This is a genomic window from Denitrobacterium detoxificans, from assembly GCF_001643775.1.
GTDB classification, from domain to species: domain Bacteria; phylum Actinomycetota; class Coriobacteriia; order Coriobacteriales; family Eggerthellaceae; genus Denitrobacterium; species Denitrobacterium detoxificans.
On the sequence record NZ_CP011402.1, the window covers coordinates 698,308 to 718,280 of the forward strand.

Below are 19,973 nucleotides of genomic sequence, written 5' to 3' on the forward strand. Positions count from 1 at the left end.
GCATGCTGGGCGTAGGGTCATTACAATGTTTTTATACAGATTGTCAAATATCGTGCATGTTGTATAAAACACGACCATGCGCATGCCAATGAGGGGGATTATGTCTGAACCCACGACCGCGGGGTTTCCCGTGGATGCGGCCGAGGCCCGTACGGACCGTCGCTCCGCCCGTACCCGTGCCGCCCTCCGCGAGGCGCTCATTCAGCTCATCAACGAGAAGGGCTATGACGCCATCACGGTGGGCGATTTGTGCGAGCGGGCCGACATCACGCGCGGCACGTTCTACAACCACTACAGCGACAAGGACGCGCTTCTCGTGGCTTGCGAGGACGAGATCATCGCCGAGCTGGAAGCCATCCAGGCGCGCATGAATGGCCTCGACCTTGTGCAGACCACGATTTGCGTAAAGCGCAAGAAGCCCATTCCACTGCTGGTGAGCCTCTTCGATTACCTACGTAGCCAGGCGTATTTCCTGGGCGCCGTCATGGGCCCTCAAGGCGACCCGCGCTTCGAGCGCAACCTGCTCACGCGCGTGCGCGAGATACTCATGGGGTCGGTGCTTCACGAGCGCTACCGCAAGAACCCCACGCCCTTCGTGAACTACTACGTTACCTTCTACGCGTCGGCCTATCTGGGCGTCGTGAAGGAATGGATCGAAACGGGCATGCGCGAATCCTCGGAGGACATGGCGGTTATCGCCCAGCGCTTGCTGTTCATCAAAGCCGGCGAATCGATCAAGCTGTAATCAATCGGCCCCAGGCCGTTTAAAAGGAGACATCTTATGACCAAGGCAAACGAGAACGACCAGATGCGCATCGGCGTCGACGTAGGTTCGACTACGGTAAAGCTTCTGGTTCTGAACCCGCAAGACGAGACGGTGTTCTCGGTGTACCGCCGCCATCATTCCGACGTGCGCGCTACCATCGTGGATATCATCGACGAGGCGTTGGAGCAGGTGGGCGATGTGCCTGCCACTATCGACATTACGGGTTCGGGCGGCCTTCTGCTTTCGCAGTGGCTCCAGGTGCCCTTCGTGCAAGAGGTCGTGGCCAACAAGACGGCCATCGAGCGCATCATTCCCGCTACTGACGTTGCCATCGAGCTGGGCGGCGAAGACGCGAAGATCATCTACCTGGATGGTGGCATCGAGCAGCGCATGAATGGCACGTGCGCAGGTGGCACGGGCGCGTTCATCGACCAGATGGCCACGCTGCTTGACACCGACGCATCGGGACTGAATGAAATGGCCAGCCGTCACACCATCATCTATCCCATCGCCAGCCGCTGCGGCGTGTTCGCCAAGACCGACGTGCAGCCCCTGCTGAACGAGGGCGCCAAGAAGGACGATATCGCCGCGAGCGTACTGCAGGCCGTGGTCATGCAGACCATTTCCGGCCTGGCATGCGGTCGCCCCATCCGCGGTAACGTGGCGTTTCTGGGCGGCCCCCTGCATTACCTTTCCGAGCTGCGCCAGCGTTTCATCGAAACGCTCGAGCTCACCGACGAGACCACCATCATTCCCGAGGAATCGCATCTGTTCGTGGCCCGTGGCGCTGCGTTTGCGTCCGAGGAGAACGAGGAAGTCGTTTCCCTGGGCATTCTGAAGCAGCGCATGGCCGATTTGGGCGATGTGCAGGGTAGCGAAGTGCCGCGTTTGGAGCCGCTGTTCAGCAGCGAGGAAGAGCTGCAGGCGTTCCGCGAGCGCCATGCGAAGGCAGCCGTTCCCAAGGGCGAACTGTCTGAGTACCGCGGCGAGGCCTACCTGGGCATCGACGCTGGCTCTACCACGCTGAAATCCGCCCTTATTGGCAAAGACGGCCAGGTGCTGTACAGCTTCTACGCCAACAACAAGGGCGACGTGCTGGGTACGGCGCGCCGCATGCTGGGCGAGCTGGAAGAGCAGATTCCTCGCGACGAGCAGGGCAATGCGCTGGTCACCATCGGTCACACCACCACTACGGGTTATGGCGAGGCATTGCTGCTGGAGGCCATTCAGGCCGATAGCGGCGAAATCGAGACGGTTGCGCATCTGCGCGGCGCCCGCGAGTTGAACCCGGATGTCGACTTCATTCTGGACATTGGCGGCCAGGACATGAAGTGCATGACGGTGAAGAACGGCGTCATTGAGCACATCATGCTCAATGAGTCGTGCAGTGCTGGCTGCGGTAGCTTCATCGAAGCGTTTGCTACGTCGCTGAATCTTTCCGTGCAGGATTTCGCGCAGGAGGCCCTGCATTCTGCCGCTCCCGTCGACCTGGGCAGTCGCTGCACCGTGTTCATGAACAGTCGCGTGAAGCAGGCGCAGAAGGAAGGTGCCACCGTTGCCGACATCAGCGCTGGCCTTTCCTATTCGGTCATCAAGAACGCGCTGTTCAAGGTTATCAAGCTACGTGACGCCAGCGAGCTTGGCGAGCATGCCATCGTACAGGGCGGCACGTTCCTGAACGACGCCGTGCTGCGTGCGTTCGAGAACCTGGCCGGCCACGATGCCATTCGCCCCGACATTGCGGGTCTCATGGGCGCTTGGGGCGCGGCTCTGCTGGCGCGCGATCGCGCAGCGGGCAAGGGCACCAAGATGCTCACGCCGGCGGAAATCGACCAGCTCGAGGTAAAGCACAGCACCGTGCGTTGTGGCCTGTGCTCGAATAACTGCCTGCTTACCATCAACGACTTTGGCAAGGATCCCGAAACGGGCCGTCGCCGTCGCTTCATCACGGGCAACCGCTGCGAGCGTGGCGCGGGCGCGAAGACGAAGAGCAAGGACGTTCCGAATCTGTTCGAGTTCAAGAACGACCTGTTGTTCAATCGCGAAGTTCTTTCCGCCGATCAGGCGAAATATGGCACCGTGGGCATTCCCCGCGCGCTGAACATGTACGAGAATTACCCGTTCTGGCATAGCTTCTTCACCACGCTGGGCTATCGCGTAGAGCTTTCCAGCGCCAGCACGAAGGAGACGTTCGAGGCGGGCATCGAGTCCATGCCCTCCGAAAACGCCTGCTATCCTGCGAAGCTTTCCCATGGCCACATCATGGAGCTGCTGGAGCGCGACGTCGATTTCATCTGGATGCCCTGCATTCGCTGGGAGCGCCAGGAAGACGAAGGTGCGAACAACCACTTCAACTGCCCGATTGTCATGAGCTATTCCGAGGCGTTGAAGCTCAACATCGACGAGCTGCGTACGAGCCGTACCGATTTCCTGAATCCGTTCATTCCCTATGACGACAAGGAAGCCCTGAAGAAGCGCCTGTGCGAGCATCTTTCGAAGAACCGCAAGCGCGAGCTGGAAGCGCGCGGCATTGCCAATGTGGCCGTGCCCACGCGCAAGGAAATCGACGAGGCCGTCGACCGCGCTTGGCAGGTCGACTTGGACTTCAAGAGCACCATGCGCGCCAAGGGCGAGGAAACGCTGCGCTGGCTGGAAGAGCATCATGGTCATGGCATCGTGCTGGCGGGTCGTCCGTACCATATCGACCCGGAAATCAACCACGCGCTGCCCGAGCTCATCACGGGCTTCGGCATGGCCGTGCTCACCGAGGATTCCGTAGCCCATCTGGGCAACCTCGAGCGTAATCTGCGCGTGTACGACCAGTGGATGTACCATACGCGCCTGTACAACGCCGCTCGCGTGGTTACGCAGCGCTCCGACCTCGACCTGGTTCAGATGATGAGCTTCGGTTGCGGCCTGGACGCCCTTACCACCGACGAGGTCGAAGAGATTTTGGAAGGCTCGGGCAAGGTATACACCCTGCTCAAGATCGACCAGATCTCGAACCTGGGTGCTGCGCGCATTCGCATCCGCTCGCTCATGGCTGCCCTGGAGCAGCGTGCGGGCGACGACGAGTTCGCGCACGAGGAAGAGGGCATGGACCCCTCGATCGACGAAGCGCATATGAACCGCGATGCGGCTCGTGCCGAGCTTTCCCAGGCCCGTGGCGCGTGCGTCACCGATGGCTTCGAGTTCAAGACACATCGCAAGACCGCATCCACCGAATTCCCGCGTGTGGAGTTCACCGAGGAGATGCGTGAGACGTATACCATTCTGGCTCCGCAGATGAGTCCGATTCACTTCGAGCTTTTGGTACCGCTGTTCCGTGCCAACGGCTACAACCTGGAACTGCTGCCCGCCGTGGACACGGGTGCCGTGGAAGCGGGCCTGAAGTACGTGAACAACGACATCTGCTATCCGTCTATCCTGGTTACGGGCCAGATTATGGAAGCTGCCACCAGCGGCCGCTACGACATGGACAAGACGGCGTTCATCATCACTCAGACGGGTGGTGGCTGCCGTGCCACGAACTACATTGCGCTCATCCGCAAGGGCCTGCATGAGGCTGGCCTCGACCAGGTGCCCGTGGTTTCGCTGGCGTTCAACAACACCGGCGAAGTGAACTCGGGCTTCAAGATTACGGGCAAGATGCTGCTCACCGCCATCCCCGTGCTGGTCATTGGCGACCTGCTCATGCAGATGCTCTATCGCACCCGTCCGTACGAGGCCGAGCCTGGTAGCGCGAATGCCCTGTTCCGCAAGTGGATGGATTACCTGGTGGAGCATGAGACGTCCATGAGCCGCCGTCAGTTCAACCGCGTCATCGAGCAGATCGTGCGCGACTTCGACGAGCTGCCCTGCGTCGATTTCGGCAGCAAGCCGCGCGTGGGCGTGGTTGGCGAGATCCTGGTGAAGTTCCATCCCACGGCCAACAACGACATCGTGGGCACCATCGAGGCGGAAGGCTGCGAGGCGAACGTGCCCGGCCTGGTGGACTTCTTCCTGTTCGGCATGCTGAACCCGGCGGTTCGCCACAAGGAGCTTACGCCCAACCTGAAGAAGTACCTGGGCGCACGCTCGCTCGTTACGTTCGTGGAGTCTCAGCGCAATCCCGTACGCAAGGCCCTGGCTGCCAGCAAGCGCTTCGAGCCCATCATGCGCATCGAGGACATTGCCCGCGGCGCAAGCGATATCATCGACCTGGGCAATACCATGGGCGAGGGTTGGCTGCTCACGGGCGAGATGGTGGAACTGGTGAACGAGGGCGTGCCGAACATCGTGTGCACGCAGCCCTTCGCGTGCCTGCCCAACCATGTGGTTGGCAAGGCCGTCATCAAGGAGATGCGCCGCCAGTACCCGCAGAGCAATATCGTGGCCGTCGACTACGACCCGGGCGCTTCCGAGGTGAACCAGCTCAACCGCATCAAGCTCATGATTGCGGTGGCCAAGGAGAACCTGAAGGAAGAGCGTGCCAAGAAGGCTGCCGAAGCGGGGGAGTAATCCAAAGGCCGTAAGCTGATGATGGAATGGGACCTGCCTGATGGCAGGTCCCATTGTTATGTGGGTGTTATGACTTGAAGTGCCTCAAGGGCTGTCGAACCATGGGCTTACCCAATGAGCGAGATGATTTCCTCGCGTGAGTGCGCGCCCGTTTTCTGGTAGATATGGCGGGTATGCGTCTTGATCGTATTCTCCGACAGGAAGAGTTCGGCCTCGATTTCGGCGCGCGTCTTGTTCTGTCCCAGCAGAGCTAGAATTTCTGCCTCGCGCTCGGTGAGCTTGTAGGTTTCTGCGAGCTCACGGCAGCGGCGTTCGTAACGCGCTCGTTCGCCGATGACGCGTGCGCCCGTTTCCAGCGAGATGCCGCACGCGCCCCAGTCCTCGTTCACGGCCTTTTCGCGCCTCCAAATGAGAACGCAAAGCGCCAGCAGTACGATGCAGATGGTCGCGATGGCATATAGGAACGCTTGCTCCGTGTTGAGCTGCAGCGAATGAAGCGTGTTCTTCGATAAGACGCTAATGAGTATGGCCGCTTCGCTGCATGCACGTGCGCAGGCAAATGGACGCAGACTGGGCACCTCGTAGCGATGGCAGATGGTTGCCATGATCATCAAAGCGAATATGGTGAAGCAGACGTACGCGAGTTTTCCCAAGAAGGATGCCACGAGATTGAACGGTTGGATCGTAATGGGGATAAGCAGAACCGCCACCACCGCAATGGGGAAGGTGATGCGTGCGAATTGGCGATAGTCGATCGTGTGCCTTTGGATGGTGCCGATAAGCAGGGTGATGCCCACGATGCACGTTGCGGTGATGCGGAACATCGACCCTCCCACGCCCTGCGTTTCCTGCAGGCCGGAAATGCTCGAGATGAGCGCGGCTATCGTCATGAGGGCGATAAGGCGCTTGGGTAGGGGGTAGCGCACGTTTTCCGCTGCGGGCTTTTCAGGCGGAAGGGCACTTTGCGAAAGCCATGCGCAGAAGAGCGAACAGAGGGGCATTAGCGAGATGGTGAAGATTGCCACTGGCTGACGCAGATTCCCCACGAAGAAGGAAAGCACGTAGGCCCCGATGCAGCATCCTGCGGAATAGACCAGCAATTGCGTGGTGCTCATGCGGCTGTATATCTGCGCCCAGAAGCAGAAGAGCACGGAGCCGCCAACGGCGGTGAGCGCACTCAGCACGATGATGATGGCTGGCGGGAGGTGCATGGGGAACACGTAGAGCGCCATGAGGAGCGTACCCATGCAGGAAAGCGCGCACGTCGTTACCGCCATGGGCATATGGCGTGAGAACGATTGCAGGCGGGGCGCAAATATGGCGAAGAGGGCGAGCGATCCCACGTCGCCAATGCGCATGCCAAAGTCGAAGAGCGTGCGCTCGGCTTCCCAGTCGGGGTTCGCCGGGTAAATGGAGGAAATGTGCGTAAGGCAGAGCCACGTAATGAAAAAGGCCAAACCCAGGAAGCGAAGGGGGTACATGTGAGCGCCCGTTTCCTCGTTTTCGGGGAAGAAAAACGGGGCGTTCGTAGCCTTATCGCTTGCCTGCGCCTGCTGTTCGTCTGCCATTGCAATCGCCTCCCTAAAATTGCGATTGTTATTGTATCAAACCTAAAAGGCCTGGTTAATTAACGGGTGATATACGGGTGAAACCCATTTCGCCCAAGAGCCCCATCCTTCACCCGTGCATGTGCGTCCGCGTGGGAATACAAAGTACGTGCGCGGTACAACTCGTCTTGCGGGACGGTATACCGCGCGGAGAAAAAAGGCAAGTGGATTACAGGTAGACACAGGAGGGAAGTAATCTATGGGCAAACATGAATGCCTAGAGCCTACGCGTCGCGGCTTTCTGAAGGCCGCTGGCGTGAGCGCACTGGCTGCAGCTGGTGCATTTGGTCTTGCGGGTTGCTCTTCGCAGGCGTCGAATACGGCTGCCGTGAAGAACGCGGGTGGTGTTGGCAGGTTCAACGCCGACCTGTACACGGACGTGTTCCCTGTGAAGACGCGCAACATCCCCGTACTCGACCTCGAGAGCGATCTCACCCGTACGGGCAACGTTGCATTCGAGATGCGCGACATCCCCGAGAGCGAGATTGTCCGCACCGAGGAAACCGACGTTCTGGTCGCTGGCTGCGGCCTGACGGGTTCCGTTGCTGCTCTGTCCGCTTCCGATGACGGCACCACGCAGGTGCTCTGCATCGAGAAGATGGACGTGGGTCGCGGCATGTTCGAGGGCATGGGCGTTGTTGGCGGCAAGAAGATGGAAGAAGCCGGCAACATCGTCGACAAGGCCGAGATGATGGACGTCATGCGCTTTGCCGCTCAGTACCGCGTGCCGGTTGACCCCATCAAGCTGTGGGGCGACCGCTCTGGCGAGGCTGCTGACTGGCTGCAGGAGAAGTTTGACGAAGGCGAAGGCCAGATTCAGACGTACTTCAAGGCTGGCACTCCCGCATCGCACGGCTATGCTGCTCCCCAGACCGAAATCGCCTTCAAGAGCGAGCAGTGGTCTGAGCAGACCACCAAGAACGCTGGTGGCGCCGGCATCATGATCGTTGCCGACCTGGCCAACACGTTCAGCAAGCGCGCGAATGCCGATCTGCGTTACAAGACGGCAATCGTGAAGCTCGAGCGTGAAGACGGCGGTCGCGTAACGGGCGCCATCTGCAAGGATGAGTCCGGTTACTTCCGCGTAAACGCCAGCAAGGGCGTCATCCTGGCAACGGGCGGCTTCGAGGCCAACCCCACGATGCTGAAGTCCTGGTGCCGTACCGAAGACGTGACCAACTATGCTTCCTGGGCTCCCAACACGGGCGCGACGGGCGACGGTCAGCTGATGGGTCTTGCCATCGGCGGTCAGATGGACCCCCTGCCCGCTGCAGTCATGAACTTCGACTTTGGCAACCCGACCGGCTTCTACAGTGGCGCTACGGGCCTGAGCCCCTTCCTGGGTGGCATCATGATCAACGAGAAGGGCGTGCGCTTCTGCGCCGAGGACCTTCCGTTCCAGGCTCGTTCCAACGCCATTAGCGCTCAGCAGGGCTGCGGTGCCCGCACCTGGCGCCTGTCCAGCTCCACGCAGCTGGCTTCCCTCGAGGACGCCGCTCGTGAGAAGGCTCTCACCGCTTTTGACGGCCTGATCGAAAAGGGCTGGGCGTTCCGCGCCAGCAGCCTTGCCGAACTGGCCGAGAAGATTGGCTGCGACGCCAAGACGCTCGAGGACGAGTGCGCTCGCTTCAACGCGTTCAAGGATGCCAGCAAGGACGACGACTTCAATCGCAACATGGCCAAGGCCACCAAGATTGAAGGCGACGAGTTCTTTGCCATGATCCATCAGTCCACCATTCTGGCGACGGTATCTGGCCTGGTAGTTGACTACAACTGCCACGTTCTCGACTACGACAACAACGTCATCGAGGGTCTGTATGCCGCAGGTGGCGCTTCGGGTGGCTTCTTCAGCGGTAACTACCCGCGTCACATCTTCGGGCCTTCGGTGGGCCGTTGCGTCACCTTTGGCTACGTGTCCGGCGAGCATGCTGCGAAAGGAGAATAAGCAATGGCAGAGGAAATGACCTCTCAGGAGCAGCCTCAGAAGAAGGTTCATAAGAAGGGCATCGTGGCGGGCGTTATCGTTGCCGTCGTGATCATCGCCGGTATTGGCGCTTTCGCGTGGCACAACACGCCTTCCTTCTGCGGTACGGTGTGCCATGACAGCATGGGCGAGCATCTTGCCAACTACGAGGGCACGGACGCTTCCGAAGGTGCCGGTCTTGCGCACCTGCATGCAAGCGCAAATGTGACCTGCCTCGATTGCCACAAGGCTGAGCTCGATGTGCAGCTGGCCGAGCTGGGCTCCCAGCTTACGGGCAACACCGACAACCTGGGCCTTGCCGATCGTTATTACGTGGACAACGAGACCTGCCTCTCGTGCCATGGCGATAGCTACGAGGCTCTTGCCGAGAAGACGGCTGGTCTGGGTGACTACAACCCGCATTCTCAGCCGCATGGCGAGATGAACTGCAACGAGTGCCATAAGGGCCATGCTTCGCAGGTGGATACCTGCGGCGAGTGCCACAGCAATGGCGGTCAGAGCATGAAGGCATAAGTCGAAATCGGCAATGCATTCGAAGGGCGGTTCGCGCAAGCGAGCCGCCCTTTTTCGTTTGACCTTAGATGGGGAAGTCCGAATCCGGCGGCTAGTCCGCCGGATTTCTTTTTGCGGTAAACGCGTGCACGGTGACCTTGATGATTGCGACGGTTGCGGCCATGCGCTCGCTTATGGCGAAGTCGCGGCCCGTTTGGTGTTTCATGAGTAGAGCGATGGCGTGGGTTTTCTCGGCGGGGTCGACTACGACTTCGGCAACGCCGCGTCCCATGAGCGATGCATACGCTGACCCGTATTTGCAGGGTACGTCCCCGCCTGAAATGATGCCATGGTCGGAATCGATCTCAACGCCTACATGGGGGTTCCTCTCGATAAGGTCGAGCTTGTGCCCCGCTCGTGCGCTGTGCGCGTAGAGCGTAAGCTTCCCATCTGCGTATTCGTATCCATAATGCAGGGGTACGACGTAGGGGTACGCGTCGTCGAAGAGCCCCAGGTGCATGATGCGGCCCTCGTCGAGGATGTCCCGCACGCCGGATTCGCTTGTGACTTCTCTATCGCTTCTGCGCATGATTCCACCTTGCACGTTCTTCTAGAGGTACTTGCCCGTGATGCTTTCGGGTGAGTTGGCGATTTGCTCGGGCGTGCCCGTTGCCACGATGGTGCCACCTGCATCGCCTCCGCCCGGGCCCAGGTCTATGACGTAGTCGGCGTTGGCGATGATGTCGAGGTCGTGTTCGATTACCACGACCGTTGCGCCCGCGTCGAGGAGCTGCTGTAGCACCTCGAGCAGCACTTCAATGTCCAGGGGGTGCAGGCCGATGGTGGGTTCGTCGAATACGAACAGCGCGTCCGATTGGCTTTTGCCCATCTCGCTTGCAAGCTTCAGGCGCTGCGCCTCGCCGCCCGAGAGCGCGGGCGTCGATTCGCCGATGGTGAGATATCCCAGGCCCAGGTCGTGTAAGACCTGCAATTTCTGCAGCGCCTTCTTTACGCCGGGCATGCCGGAGAGCACGTCGATGGCTTCGTCGACGGAAAGCGCCATGAGGTCGGGGAGGCTGGGGCCGCCCTGTTCGCTCAGGGGGATTTCCCTGGCTGCGGGGGCGTAGCGGCTACCCCGACAATCGGGGCATTGGATGTCCACGTCGGGTAGGAACTGCACGTCAAGGGAAATCGTTCCCGTTCCGTCGCAGGTGGGGCAGCGAAGTGCGCCCGTGTTGTACGAGAATGCGCCCGCCTTCAGGCCACGTGCCTTCGCTGCGGGCGTAGCGGCGTAGGCGCGTCGAAGCGTGTCATGTACCCCGGAATACGTTCCCACGGTGGAGCGTATGTTCACGCCGATGGGCGTGGCGTCGATGAGGTTCGCCCGCCTAATGCCCTCTGCGGTGATATCGAGCACATGGGATGGCATCTTCGCGCCATCGATGAGCGCCTTTAGGGCGGGAACGAGGCTTTCCAGGACAAGCGTCGTTTTGCCCGATCCCGAAACGCCCGTTATGGCGGTAAGGCGTCCCATGGGGAAGTCCACAGAAAGCGGCTTCACGGTATGGATTGCGTCGGTTTCCAGGTGAATGGCCCCGTGCTCGAAGACGTCGACGCGGGAAGGGGCTGCCTTGCGCCGTACTTCGCGCGTGCCTGCCAGGAATGCGCCAATGCGGGAAGCAGACGCAGCGGCGACTTCGTCCACCGTGCCCTGGGCGATGACGTTTCCTCCCTTGGCGCCCGATTCGGGCCCTATCTCGATGAGGTGATCGCATTCGCGCAGCACGCGTACGTCATGGTCGACGAGGATGACGGAGTTCCCGTCGGCAATCAGGTCGTCCACTACGCCAAGCAGACCTTCCACGTTGGAGGGGTGCAGTCCGATGGAAGGCTCGTCGAGCACGTAGAGCACGCCGTTGGTGCGGTTGCGCACGGCACGCGTGAGCTGCACGCGCTGGCGTTCGCCCGTGGAAAGCGTGGAAGAGGCGCGGTCGAGGGAAACGTAGCCAAGCCCCAATTGCTCAAGGCGTTCGATGGGCTCGCTCATGCCAGCCAGGATGGATTCGGCCATGGGGCGCATGTCCTGGGGCATTGCCGCCGGTATGGTGGCTATCCAGGTGGTGAGTTCGTCGAGCGTGAGGGCGGTTGCCTCGTCCAGGCCCAGGCCGCAGAGCTTCGGGGCGCGTGCCGCGGCGGAAAGGCGCGTGCCCTTGCAGTCGGGGCAGGGGCCTTCGGTAAGGAACTTCGCCACGCGCTTCAGGCCCTTTTCGTCCTTTACCTTCGAAAGCGCGTTTTCCACGGTGTATATGGCGTTGAAATACGTGAAGTCCATTTCGCCTGCAGTGCCCGATTTCTCGTTGTAGTACAGCAGGTGCTTTTTCTCCGCCGGCCCGTGATACACGATGTCGCGCTCTTCTTCGGTAAGCTCGCAGAAGGGAACGTCGGTGCGTACGCCCATTTCGCGGCAGACGTCCTTCATGAGCGACCACATGAGGCTGCCCCAGACGACCACCGCGCCTTCGCCGATCGTCTTCGTCTCGTCGGGTACGAGCGTGGATACGTCCACGGTGCGCACGACGCCCGTTCCCGAACAGGTGGGGCAGGCGCCCGTTGAATTGAACGCAAGGTCTTCCGCCCCGGGGCCGTAGAATTCTACGCCGCAGGTGGGGCAGGTGATTGGCTGCTCGAGCGCAACGTTGAGCGAGGGCGGCGTGATATGCCCGTTGGGGCATACGTGGCTTCCTAGGCGCGAGAATGCCAGGCGCAGGTAGTTCAGCAATTCGGTGGACGTGCCGAAGGTAGAGCGCACGTCGGGGATGCCCGGACGCTGGCGCAGTGCCAGAGCCGCGGGGACGTGGCGAACTTCGTCGACGGCCGCATGTGCCTTTTGGGAGATGCGGCGCCGCGTGTAAGTGGAGAGGGCGTCGAGATAGCGACGTGACCCTTCGGCGTAGAGCACGCCCAGGGCAAGCGATGACTTGCCGCTGCCGGAAACGCCTGCGATGCCAACGGAACATCCCAGGGGGATGTCGACATCGATGTTCTTCAGGTTGTGCACGCGCGCCCCGCGCACGGAAATGTGGTCGGGTGCGGGCGTATGTTTTCTGCTTCGTTCCATGAGACTATTATGGCATGCCCTTATGGGAAAGGGATGGTGCGTTGCCTAATGGAAGGACGCTCGGTCCTGCGCGTACGCGTGCTCGCTGTCGTTACCGCGGGTCTTCCGGCGTATGCCAATCGCAGGGGTCGGGTTCGGCCATGGCGCGGATGCCCGCGATGATGATCTCGATGCCGTCGTGGAATGTTTCCTCGGAATAGGCTCCTGCGGCGGTTTCCCGCCACGTTTCGGCTGTTTCCTCGTGGGGGAGCTTGCTGCGATGCTGCACCTCGTCGGTTTCGCCCAAGATGAACCCGCCCATGTACGCGTCGATGATGCGCCATGCCTTGCGCAGGATGGGCGCGGGAATGCCCTGGTCTTCGTGCAGCTTGTAGACGCGCTGGATGTGCTCTTCCATGCCGGGGTCTGCGCCCGTTGACTCTACGGTATGCAAATGTGCCGTGGAATGGTTCAGGTACATTTCCCGAATCGAGCTTGTTGTGCGACGGATGGTGTCGTCCCAGCGTTCCCCGGGGATGGGATGCGTGTCCACTTCGGTGAATGCCAGGGCTAGTGCGGCAACTTGGATCTCGTCGACGGAGCCATAGTAGCGATAGAGCGCCATGGCGGTTACGCCAAGCTCCGCGGCAAGCTTGCGCATGGATACGTTTTCGATGCCGATGTGGTCGGCAAGGCGTAGTGCCACGTGCGCGATGCGCTCTCGGCTCAGTTGCTGTGTCTGCGGGGAGGATTTCAAAGTGAGCTCTTTCCTGGGGTGATGCTGTGCAAGAAGAATTGTATTGCATTTCCGTTGTATACAGTGTACACTCTGCGTGAAGTATACGGCGTATACTTCTTTGGGAACCGTAAAAAGAAACAAGGAGGGGGATCCCATATGTCAGAGAGAAACGTCAGTCGTAGGAACTTCGTTGGCGCTGCGGCGCTGGGCGCCATGGCCATGGGTGCTGCCGCTATCACCGGTTGCTCGGGTGGCGCGGCGAAGAGCAAGTCGTCGGAAAAGGCTGCCTCGACTACTTCCGGTAACGCTGCGGGTGATTACCAGAACATCTATTCCGACGGCGTGAACCTCATGCCCGCGCGCAAGGCCACCTGCCCTGGCCCCCGTGGCCCGGTTGCATTCGAATCCAACGTGGATGCAAGCGCCATCAAGCGTGACGAGAACTTCGATGTCGTTGTCGTGGGCGCGGGCGTAGGCGGCCTCATTGCCGCCCTGAAGGCGGCCGATATGGGCGCAAAGGTCTTGCTACTGGAAAAGATGACGCGCGGTCGCGGCTGCTTCGAGTGCTTTGGCGCCGTGGATGCCAAGGTGCAGAAGGAAGCTGGCACGCAGATCGATCGCGCCGTGCTGCTCGACGAAATCTATCGTTCTGCGTACTACCGCATCCGCCCCGATGCGCCGCGTACGTACGTGGAGCGCTCCGGCGAGGCCACGGACTTCTGGCAGGAGATGCTGAATAAGGGCGCCAATGGCTTCGTCATCACTCCGGTTGCCGAGGCGCCGGCTACGAACGGCTTCCCGGCTATGACCCAGTTCATTCCTTCCGAACTGGGCTTCTACGATAGCCCTGCGCTACCTGAGACGGCTTCCGTGCGCAGTGGCCTTTCCGGTATCTACGTGTGCCTGGAAATGCAGGACATCGCAAAGAGCGCCTATCCCAACAACATCGACATGCGCTTCAGCACGCCTGCCGTGCAGCTCGAGCGTGACAGCGACGGTCGCGTGACGGGCGTTATCGCACGTGATGACAACGGCTACTTCCGTGCGAATGCCTCTCAGGGCGTCATCCTGGCGACGGGCGGCTACGATGCCAATCCCGAGATGATGGAAGCCTGGACGCGTCCCGAGGATTACGCGAACTCCAGCTGGTGGAATCCCTGCTGGGGCACCACGGGCGATGGCCATATGATGGGTCTTGCCGTGGGCGCTCAGATGGACCCCATTCCGCATCCCGTTATGAACTTCCGCTGGGGCACTCCCTCCAGCTTCGCTGACTTCCGCACGTGGAATGCCGTCTACCTGGGTATTCTGGTGAATGGCCGCGGCCAGCGCTTCGTGCGCGAAGATGGTCCTTTCCAGGTTGTTTCCAATGCTCAGAACGCGCAGCCTGCGTATGGCAAGAACTGCTGGTACATCTTTGACGATGGCATGAGCGAGGGCCTGGAGGACGGCGGCTTCGAAGAGTTCAAGAGCAAGGGCTGGTTGTACGAGGCCGATACGGCCGAGGAACTGGCCAAGGCATGCGGCATCGACCCCGAGGGCCTGAAGGCAACGCTCGAGCGCTATGCTGGCTTCTTCGCGAACGGCCGCGACGAGGACTTCGATCGCGACCTTACGCAGACGGCTCCGTTCACCGGCGGCAAGCTCTATGCCTTCACCACGAACAGTAACGTGCTGGCTACCACGGGCGGTCTGTGCATCGACGGCAACTGCAGCGTGCTCGATGTCGACGACGCTCCCATCCCGGGCCTGTTTGCGTGCGGCAATGCCTCCGGTAGTTTCTTCGCCGGCAATTACCCGCGCCACATTCCCGGTACGTCCATCGGCCGCGCCATCACGTTTGGCTTTGTGGCCGCGGAAAGCGCCGTGAATGGCACTATCGGCGAGGCCCCCATCGTAGATGGCAATGCTCCCGATCTGTTCGCCTATGGCGAGGGCAATGCCGTGGGCGAAGACGCCCGTACCGAAGCCGAGGCGTTGGGCCTGTGGGACAAGTACAACCCGATTCATGGTTCCAGCACCGATTACACCGACACTCAGCTTGGCGGTAATGCCATGAGCTGCAACAACTGCCATGAGTATCGCGCCGGTGGCGAAACCGTCGCCGACAACATGAAGTGGCTGAGCGAATAATCTCCCTCCCATTACGCTCAACCACATCCCTCCCGTTCGAGAGCCTGCTCATTGCGAGTGGGCTCTCGGCGTAGTTAGCCTCATCGCGCCATGCGCATGTGCGCGTGGTGCGATTCTCGCTATCGTTGTGGGCGGTGTGCGTGTGCCATGGTGTATGCTGCTAGCCACTACGAAGAACGAGTGAAGGGGTTGGCGCATGTCGGGCGTTCTCTACATTTGTCCCACGCCGTTGGGCAATCTTGGTGACATGACGCAGCGGTCCCTCGATGCGCTGCGCGCCGCCTCGGTGGTATATGCGGAAGATACGCGCGTTACGGGCAAGCTGCTTTCCCTCTTCGACATTCACACGAGCGTGCAGCGCTGCGACGAGGCGAGTATCCAGGCGCGTGCTGGCGAAGTTGTCGAGCGCGTCCTGGCGGGCGAGACGGTTGCGTATTGCAGCGATGCGGGCATGCCCGGGGTTTCCGACCCTGGTCAGCGTCTTATCGCCGCTGCTCGCGAGGCTGGCGCCCCCGTAGAGGTGCTTCCTGGCGGCACTGCGGTTGCCACGGCCTATGTGGCTAGCGGCTTTACGTGTCCACGTTTCTACTTCGGCGGGTTCTTCCCGCGTAAGGAGGGCGAGCGCGAACGCGTGCTCCAGGGTCTTGCCACTCTTGACGCGGTGCTGCTGTTCTACGAAAGCCCCCGTCGCGCGGGTGAGGCGCTGCAGGCCATCGCGCATGCCTTTCCGCATCGTCGCGTTGCCCTGTGCCGCGAGCTCACGAAAGCCCATGAAGAGGTGCTCGTCGACATTGCGCCCCAGGTGGCGCAGGAGATCGTGCGACGCACCCAAGAGGGCGAAATGCGCGGGGAATGCGTCATCGTCATCGATGCCCCCAACGACGAGGAGCGCGCAGATGCCCACGCCAATGCGGCGCAGGACGCGGCAAGCCGGGCTGCCGAGCTGCTTGCCGAAGGCACGCACACGCGAAAGGACATCACGAAGGCCCTGCAGAGCGAGTATGGCCTGAAGCGCAACGAAGCATACGCCATCGTTTTGGAGGCGGGTGCGTGATAGAGGATACCCTGCGATTCGTGGACGAGTTCGAAGTCCGCGTCGTCCGCAAGCGCGTGAAATCGCTACGTATTCGCGTGATGCCGCCCGATGGCCATGTGCAGGCAAGCGTTCCGGTGCATATGCCGTTTTCCCATGTGGAGCAGTTCATACGCTCCAAGCGTTCGTGGATCGTGCAACAGCAGGAAGCGCTGCGTACGTCTCCGCAGACCACGGCTGCGCTGGCAACGCCCGAAGAGGTACGGGAGTGGCGTGCGGTGGTGAGCGCGTTCGTGCCTCAGCTCGTGGCCCGGTGGGAGCCGATTATGGGCGTTCGCGTAAAGAAGCTTGCGTATCGCAACATGAAGAGCAGGTGGGGAAGTTGCCAGCCCTCTACGGGGCGCGTCTGCATCAACGTACGCTTGGCGCTGTACCCTCCCGAGTGCCTTGAGTATGTGGTGGTGCACGAGCTGTGCCATCTGCTCGAGCCGAGCCACGGCCCGCGGTTCCACGAGCTTATGGATGGATTCCTGCCCGATTGGCGCACGGCGCGTGACAAGCTGAAGGCGTAATGGCGCCCGTGGGGGAATTGCGTTCGTCTTTGGACAGCTAAAGACGAACGCGCCGGCAGTAGAGCTCTGCCAGCGCGTTCTAGATGATGTAGATTGTGTCCGTGGCTAGGCGATTATTCGTACCACTGATTTAGGTGGCAGTCGCTGCGCTCGCCAAAGGAGTCGCACGACCAGCCGCCCGAAATGCCGTCGAGGTCGTCATCGGAAAGCTCGTAGCCTTCTTCCTTAGCCAGCTTCAGCAGCTCTTCGGGGTTCTTGCACGCCTTCGCCTTATCGCGCAGCTCCGGGCTGAGGTCTTTGAAATCCATCCCTCTTCCTTCCTCTTGGGTGAGCCGGGGCGAAGACGGGCATTCATTCTGCCGTGTCCGTCGTGGAAACCCCTTCTTCACGACCAGCATCGCCTGTTCATTGTATGCATGCGCGGAAGTCCCCACGTCGCTCTCTTGCGGCCCGTTGACTGTTTGTTTGTTTTCGGTAACCTGCGTTTACCTGGCGGGCGTTTCCATCTGGCGCTTGCGGGCTGCTTGTGGGCTAGGCGATTCAATGCGCTTTGTATGCCTGCTCATTGGGAGGCCGTTATGATATCGGACATGTGTCATTCATAAGCAGTACATACATCCTTCATGGGTGTTTTACCAGGTGAAGTAGTTATTCTTGCTGTATTGCCCTTGCGGGGGCGTCATGCTTCCAATCTGTTGATTGGGGGCGTGAAATGCGCTTCGGTATAATGGGCCGAGCTTTGCGTTCTACCGTGGAGCAGGTGGTGGCACGACGCCGCCACGGAAAGGCATGGTACATGACACCAGAAACGCACGACAAACCATGCGCGAGTGCGCGTATGGCCGCGTCAGCGGCCCATCGCGTGTCCTCGCGTTTCTCGTTCGGCCGCAGCCGAGCGGCGCATGCGGGCCAGTCCGCCTCTCGCGTCGCGTTTTCCATTCTCGTTTCATGCGCGCTCGTAGCCGGCACCACTCCGTCTGCCGCTTTCGCCGACGATACCGCCACTTCGGACGTGGATACGTCTGCCGAGAATCTTTCGAACCTGCAGAAGCAGGTCGAGTCTTCGGCCAACGAATACAACAACGCCATTCAGAAGCTCGAGGACCTTCAGGCGCAGATGGAGCAGAACCAGCAGCGCATCGACGAGATCAATGAGCAGCTTCCCGAACAGGAAGAGCGCAGCGCCGATGCCTTTCGCGTGCTGTACATCCTGCAGCAGGAGAGTGGCGGACTTATCGAGATGATCCTCTCTAGCGAGGATTTCTCGGAATTCATTCGCAATATCGACTATCTCGATTGCCTACACGACCATAATGCCAACGAATTGGCCAAGCTCACTTCTATGAAGGAAGAGCTCGAAACCACCCAGGCCGAGCTGGAGGAGCAGACCGAACAGGCCGAAAGCGAAGCCGCCCGTGCCGAGCGTGCGCTTTCTCAGGCCCAGTCGGCCCGCCAGGAAGCCCAGGAGAAGGCCGAGGCCATTGCCGCTCAGCAGGCTGCCGAGGCTGCTGCCGCAGCTGCAGCAGCGGAGTCCGCGTCGAGCGAGGCCTCGAACGAAGCGGGCGTTGACGCGCAGAACCCCGCCGTCGACACCTCTAGCCAGGATACTTCGGGAAACGTGAGCGGTTCCGTTTCTTCGGGTTCGGTGGATTGGTCTGCCGACAAAACGTCGTTCGTGAACCAGTGGGCTGGCCGTATCGACGCATATCTTTCTGGTACGCCCCTGGCGGGTCAGGGAACGGTGTTTGCCGAGGCTGCATGGGATTATGGCGTCGATCCGCGATGGTCGCCGGCCATTTCGTACGTGGAAAGCTCCTGTGGCGCGTATTGCTTCAGGTCGTATAATGCTTGGGGATGGGGTTCTTCCAGCTGGGGTAGCTGGGATGAGGCCATTCGGGCCCATGTTTCGGGGCTTGCCCGCATTTATGGCAGCACGCTCACGTATAGCGCGGCCCAGAAGTATTGCCCACCGAATTCGACGGGTTGGTACAACAACGTGTTGGCACAGATGAATCAAATCTAGTCATGAAGCGGGGGATGGGGTGCATAGTTGCTCTATCCCTTGTTGCACTGTGCTCTCTTGCGCCTGGCCTGGCATGGGCTGATTCCGATTGGTACGAGACGGCTGCGCCCGTTTCCGAATCCGAAATGACCGAGCTCCAAAAGCAGGTAGAGCAGACGTCGGCTGCGTACGATGAGGCTACGGCTGCCGTCGAGGCTCTGCAGAGTCAAATCGACGAGAATCAGAAAATACTTTCGCAGGTGCGTCGCGAGCTCGATGCCCAGAAAGACGATAGCGCTGCGGCTATGCGCCTCATGTACAAGATGCGCCGCAACGGATATGGCCTCGTGGATCTGCTCGTGAATGCCGAGGACATTGGAACTTTCATCGACAATTGGGAATACCTCGACAGCATCGAACGGCACAATTACAACCTCATCGAGCATTATTCCCAGTTGAAGGCCACGTACGAGGAAACCGAAGCCGAGCTATCGCGCCAGAAGGCGGAAGCCGACCAACGCCAGAAGGATGCTGCGGACGCGCTTTCCGCAGCTGAGGCAGCGCGTGAGGAAGCGCAGAATCGTGCCGCGAAGGCAGCCCAGGAAGAGGCGTCCAAGCTGGCAGGTGCGGGCGTCATCGACAACAGCGTCGATTGGTCGGTGGGGCGTGATGCGTTCGTGGAAACCTGGACGCAGCGCATCGACGCGTATCTGGCTGGCACTCCCATGGCGGGCACGGGACGGGCTTTTGCCGAGGCGGCGTGGCAGTATGGCGTGGATCCACGCTGGTCGCCTGCCATTACCAACACGGAAAGCAGCAACGGCGTGCATATTCCCGGCGGCTATAACGCTTGGGGTTGGACGGATGGCAAGGGTGGCTATCGCACGTTCAGTTCCTGGGAGGATGGCGCTCGTCAGCATGTTGCCTATTTGGCCCGTTCGTATGGCTACACCATCACCGTCTCGCATGCGCAGAAGTACTGCCCGCCCAACTATGAGTGGTGGTACAGCAACACACTTGCCAACATGATGAAAATCTAGGTTTGTGC

General features: G+C 60.5%; 14 protein-coding genes. 9 read left to right on the top strand and 5 right to left on the bottom strand.

What is annotated here, in order from left to right; translation table 11 throughout:
- Positions 1-100 precede the first annotated feature (100 nt).
- On the top strand, positions 101-745 hold the full coding sequence (locus tag AAY81_RS02765; RefSeq protein WP_066661088.1) for a TetR/AcrR family transcriptional regulator: 645 nt from the start codon (positions 101-103) through the stop codon (positions 743-745).
- A gap of 36 nt (positions 746-781) precedes the next feature.
- Positions 782-5,266: a 2-hydroxyacyl-CoA dehydratase gene (locus tag AAY81_RS02770; protein WP_066661089.1), complete on the top strand. Its 4,485-nt coding sequence runs from the start codon at positions 782-784 to the stop codon at positions 5,264-5,266.
- Between the two features lie 107 nt (positions 5,267-5,373).
- Here the strand turns inward: AAY81_RS02770 and AAY81_RS02775 are convergent, their stop codons facing one another.
- Entirely contained in the window at positions 5,374-6,834 is a 1,461-nt protein-coding gene (locus AAY81_RS02775) for a helix-turn-helix transcriptional regulator (RefSeq protein ID WP_082867825.1), read from the bottom strand.
- A 238-nt stretch (positions 6,835-7,072) separates the two neighbouring features.
- Between AAY81_RS02775 and AAY81_RS02780 the strand changes: the two genes are divergently transcribed.
- On the top strand, positions 7,073-8,818 hold the full coding sequence (locus tag AAY81_RS02780; RefSeq protein WP_066661091.1) for an FAD-dependent oxidoreductase: 1,746 nt from the start codon (positions 7,073-7,075) through the stop codon (positions 8,816-8,818).
- A gap of 3 nt (positions 8,819-8,821) precedes the next feature.
- Complete coding sequence (locus AAY81_RS02785) at positions 8,822-9,370, top strand: cytochrome c3 family protein (RefSeq protein ID WP_082867826.1); 549 nt, start codon at positions 8,822-8,824, stop codon at positions 9,368-9,370.
- Between the two features lie 91 nt (positions 9,371-9,461).
- On the opposite strand, the gene AAY81_RS02790 is transcribed toward AAY81_RS02785, so the two are convergent.
- The 3 genes from AAY81_RS02790 to AAY81_RS02800 form a co-directional block, all read right to left on the bottom strand.
- Positions 9,462-9,938 (bottom strand): pyridoxamine 5'-phosphate oxidase family protein, encoded by a 477-nt coding sequence (locus AAY81_RS02790; RefSeq protein WP_066661092.1) that lies wholly within the window; start codon positions 9,936-9,938, stop codon positions 9,462-9,464.
- Positions 9,939-9,959: 21 nt separating this feature from the next.
- Entirely contained in the window at positions 9,960-12,467 is a 2,508-nt protein-coding gene (locus tag AAY81_RS02795; protein WP_066661095.1) for an excinuclease ABC subunit UvrA, read from the bottom strand.
- 91 nt (positions 12,468-12,558) lie between these two features.
- Positions 12,559-13,152, bottom strand: coding sequence for a TetR/AcrR family transcriptional regulator (locus AAY81_RS02800; RefSeq protein WP_240480616.1), 594 nt, complete (start codon positions 13,150-13,152; stop codon positions 12,559-12,561).
- Between the two features lie 189 nt (positions 13,153-13,341).
- Here AAY81_RS02800 and AAY81_RS02805 point away from each other — a divergent pair, with 189 nt between their 5' ends.
- From AAY81_RS02805 to AAY81_RS02815, 3 genes are all read left to right on the top strand, one after another.
- Positions 13,342-15,318 carry an FAD-dependent oxidoreductase gene (locus tag AAY81_RS02805; RefSeq protein WP_066661098.1) on the top strand — a complete coding sequence of 659 codons (1,977 nt, stop codon included), beginning with the start codon at positions 13,342-13,344 and terminating at the stop codon, positions 15,316-15,318.
- 196 nt (positions 15,319-15,514) lie between these two features.
- The gene (gene rsmI, locus AAY81_RS02810) at positions 15,515-16,372 is read left to right on the top strand and encodes a 16S rRNA (cytidine(1402)-2'-O)-methyltransferase (protein WP_066661107.1); all 858 of its coding nucleotides are present in this window, start codon (positions 15,515-15,517) and stop codon (positions 16,370-16,372) included.
- Positions 16,369-16,923, top strand: a complete 555-nt coding sequence (locus AAY81_RS02815) for a M48 family metallopeptidase (protein WP_066661110.1) — start codon at positions 16,369-16,371, stop codon at positions 16,921-16,923. Before rsmI ends, AAY81_RS02815 begins: the two co-directional genes overlap by 4 nt.
- A gap of 113 nt (positions 16,924-17,036) precedes the next feature.
- On the opposite strand, the gene AAY81_RS10095 is transcribed toward AAY81_RS02815, so the two are convergent.
- On the bottom strand, positions 17,037-17,231 hold the full coding sequence (locus AAY81_RS10095; RefSeq protein ID WP_066661112.1) for a Nif11-like leader peptide family natural product precursor: 195 nt from the start codon (positions 17,229-17,231) through the stop codon (positions 17,037-17,039).
- 530 nt (positions 17,232-17,761) lie between these two features.
- Here AAY81_RS10095 and AAY81_RS02825 point away from each other — a divergent pair.
- Together AAY81_RS02825 and AAY81_RS02830 are read left to right on the top strand one after the other, a co-directional pair.
- Positions 17,762-18,946 (top strand): coiled-coil domain-containing protein, encoded by a 1,185-nt coding sequence (locus tag AAY81_RS02825; RefSeq protein WP_156501482.1) that lies wholly within the window; start codon positions 17,762-17,764, stop codon positions 18,944-18,946.
- 2 nt (positions 18,947-18,948) lie between these two features.
- Positions 18,949-19,965, top strand: a complete 1,017-nt coding sequence (locus tag AAY81_RS02830) for a coiled-coil domain-containing protein (protein ID WP_143117330.1) — start codon at positions 18,949-18,951, stop codon at positions 19,963-19,965.
- Positions 19,966-19,973 lie beyond the last annotated feature (8 nt).

Excerpts from the sequence above, each read along its gene's own strand:
- AAY81_RS02765 (WP_066661088.1), top strand. The coding sequence starts at position 101 with ATGTCTGAACCCACGACCGCGGGGTTTCCCGTGGATGCGGCCGAGGCC.
- AAY81_RS02770 (WP_066661089.1), top strand. The coding sequence starts at position 782 with ATGACCAAGGCAAACGAGAACGACCAGATGCGCATCGGCGTCGACGTA.
- AAY81_RS02775 (WP_082867825.1), bottom strand. The coding sequence starts at position 6,834 with ATGGCAGACGAACAGCAGGCGCAGGCAAGCGATAAGGCTACGAACGCC.
- AAY81_RS02780 (WP_066661091.1), top strand. The coding sequence starts at position 7,073 with ATGGGCAAACATGAATGCCTAGAGCCTACGCGTCGCGGCTTTCTGAAG.
- AAY81_RS02785 (WP_082867826.1), top strand. The coding sequence starts at position 8,822 with ATGGCAGAGGAAATGACCTCTCAGGAGCAGCCTCAGAAGAAGGTTCAT.
- AAY81_RS02790 (WP_066661092.1), bottom strand. The coding sequence starts at position 9,938 with ATGCGCAGAAGCGATAGAGAAGTCACAAGCGAATCCGGCGTGCGGGAC.
- AAY81_RS02795 (WP_066661095.1), bottom strand. The coding sequence starts at position 12,467 with ATGGAACGAAGCAGAAAACATACGCCCGCACCCGACCACATTTCCGTG.
- AAY81_RS02805 (WP_066661098.1), top strand. The coding sequence starts at position 13,342 with ATGTCAGAGAGAAACGTCAGTCGTAGGAACTTCGTTGGCGCTGCGGCG.
- rsmI (WP_066661107.1), top strand. The coding sequence starts at position 15,515 with ATGTCGGGCGTTCTCTACATTTGTCCCACGCCGTTGGGCAATCTTGGT.
- AAY81_RS10095 (WP_066661112.1), bottom strand. The coding sequence starts at position 17,231 with ATGGATTTCAAAGACCTCAGCCCGGAGCTGCGCGATAAGGCGAAGGCG.
- AAY81_RS02825 (WP_156501482.1), top strand. The coding sequence starts at position 17,762 with ATGGCCGCGTCAGCGGCCCATCGCGTGTCCTCGCGTTTCTCGTTCGGC.
- AAY81_RS02830 (WP_143117330.1), top strand. The coding sequence starts at position 18,949 with ATGAAGCGGGGGATGGGGTGCATAGTTGCTCTATCCCTTGTTGCACTG.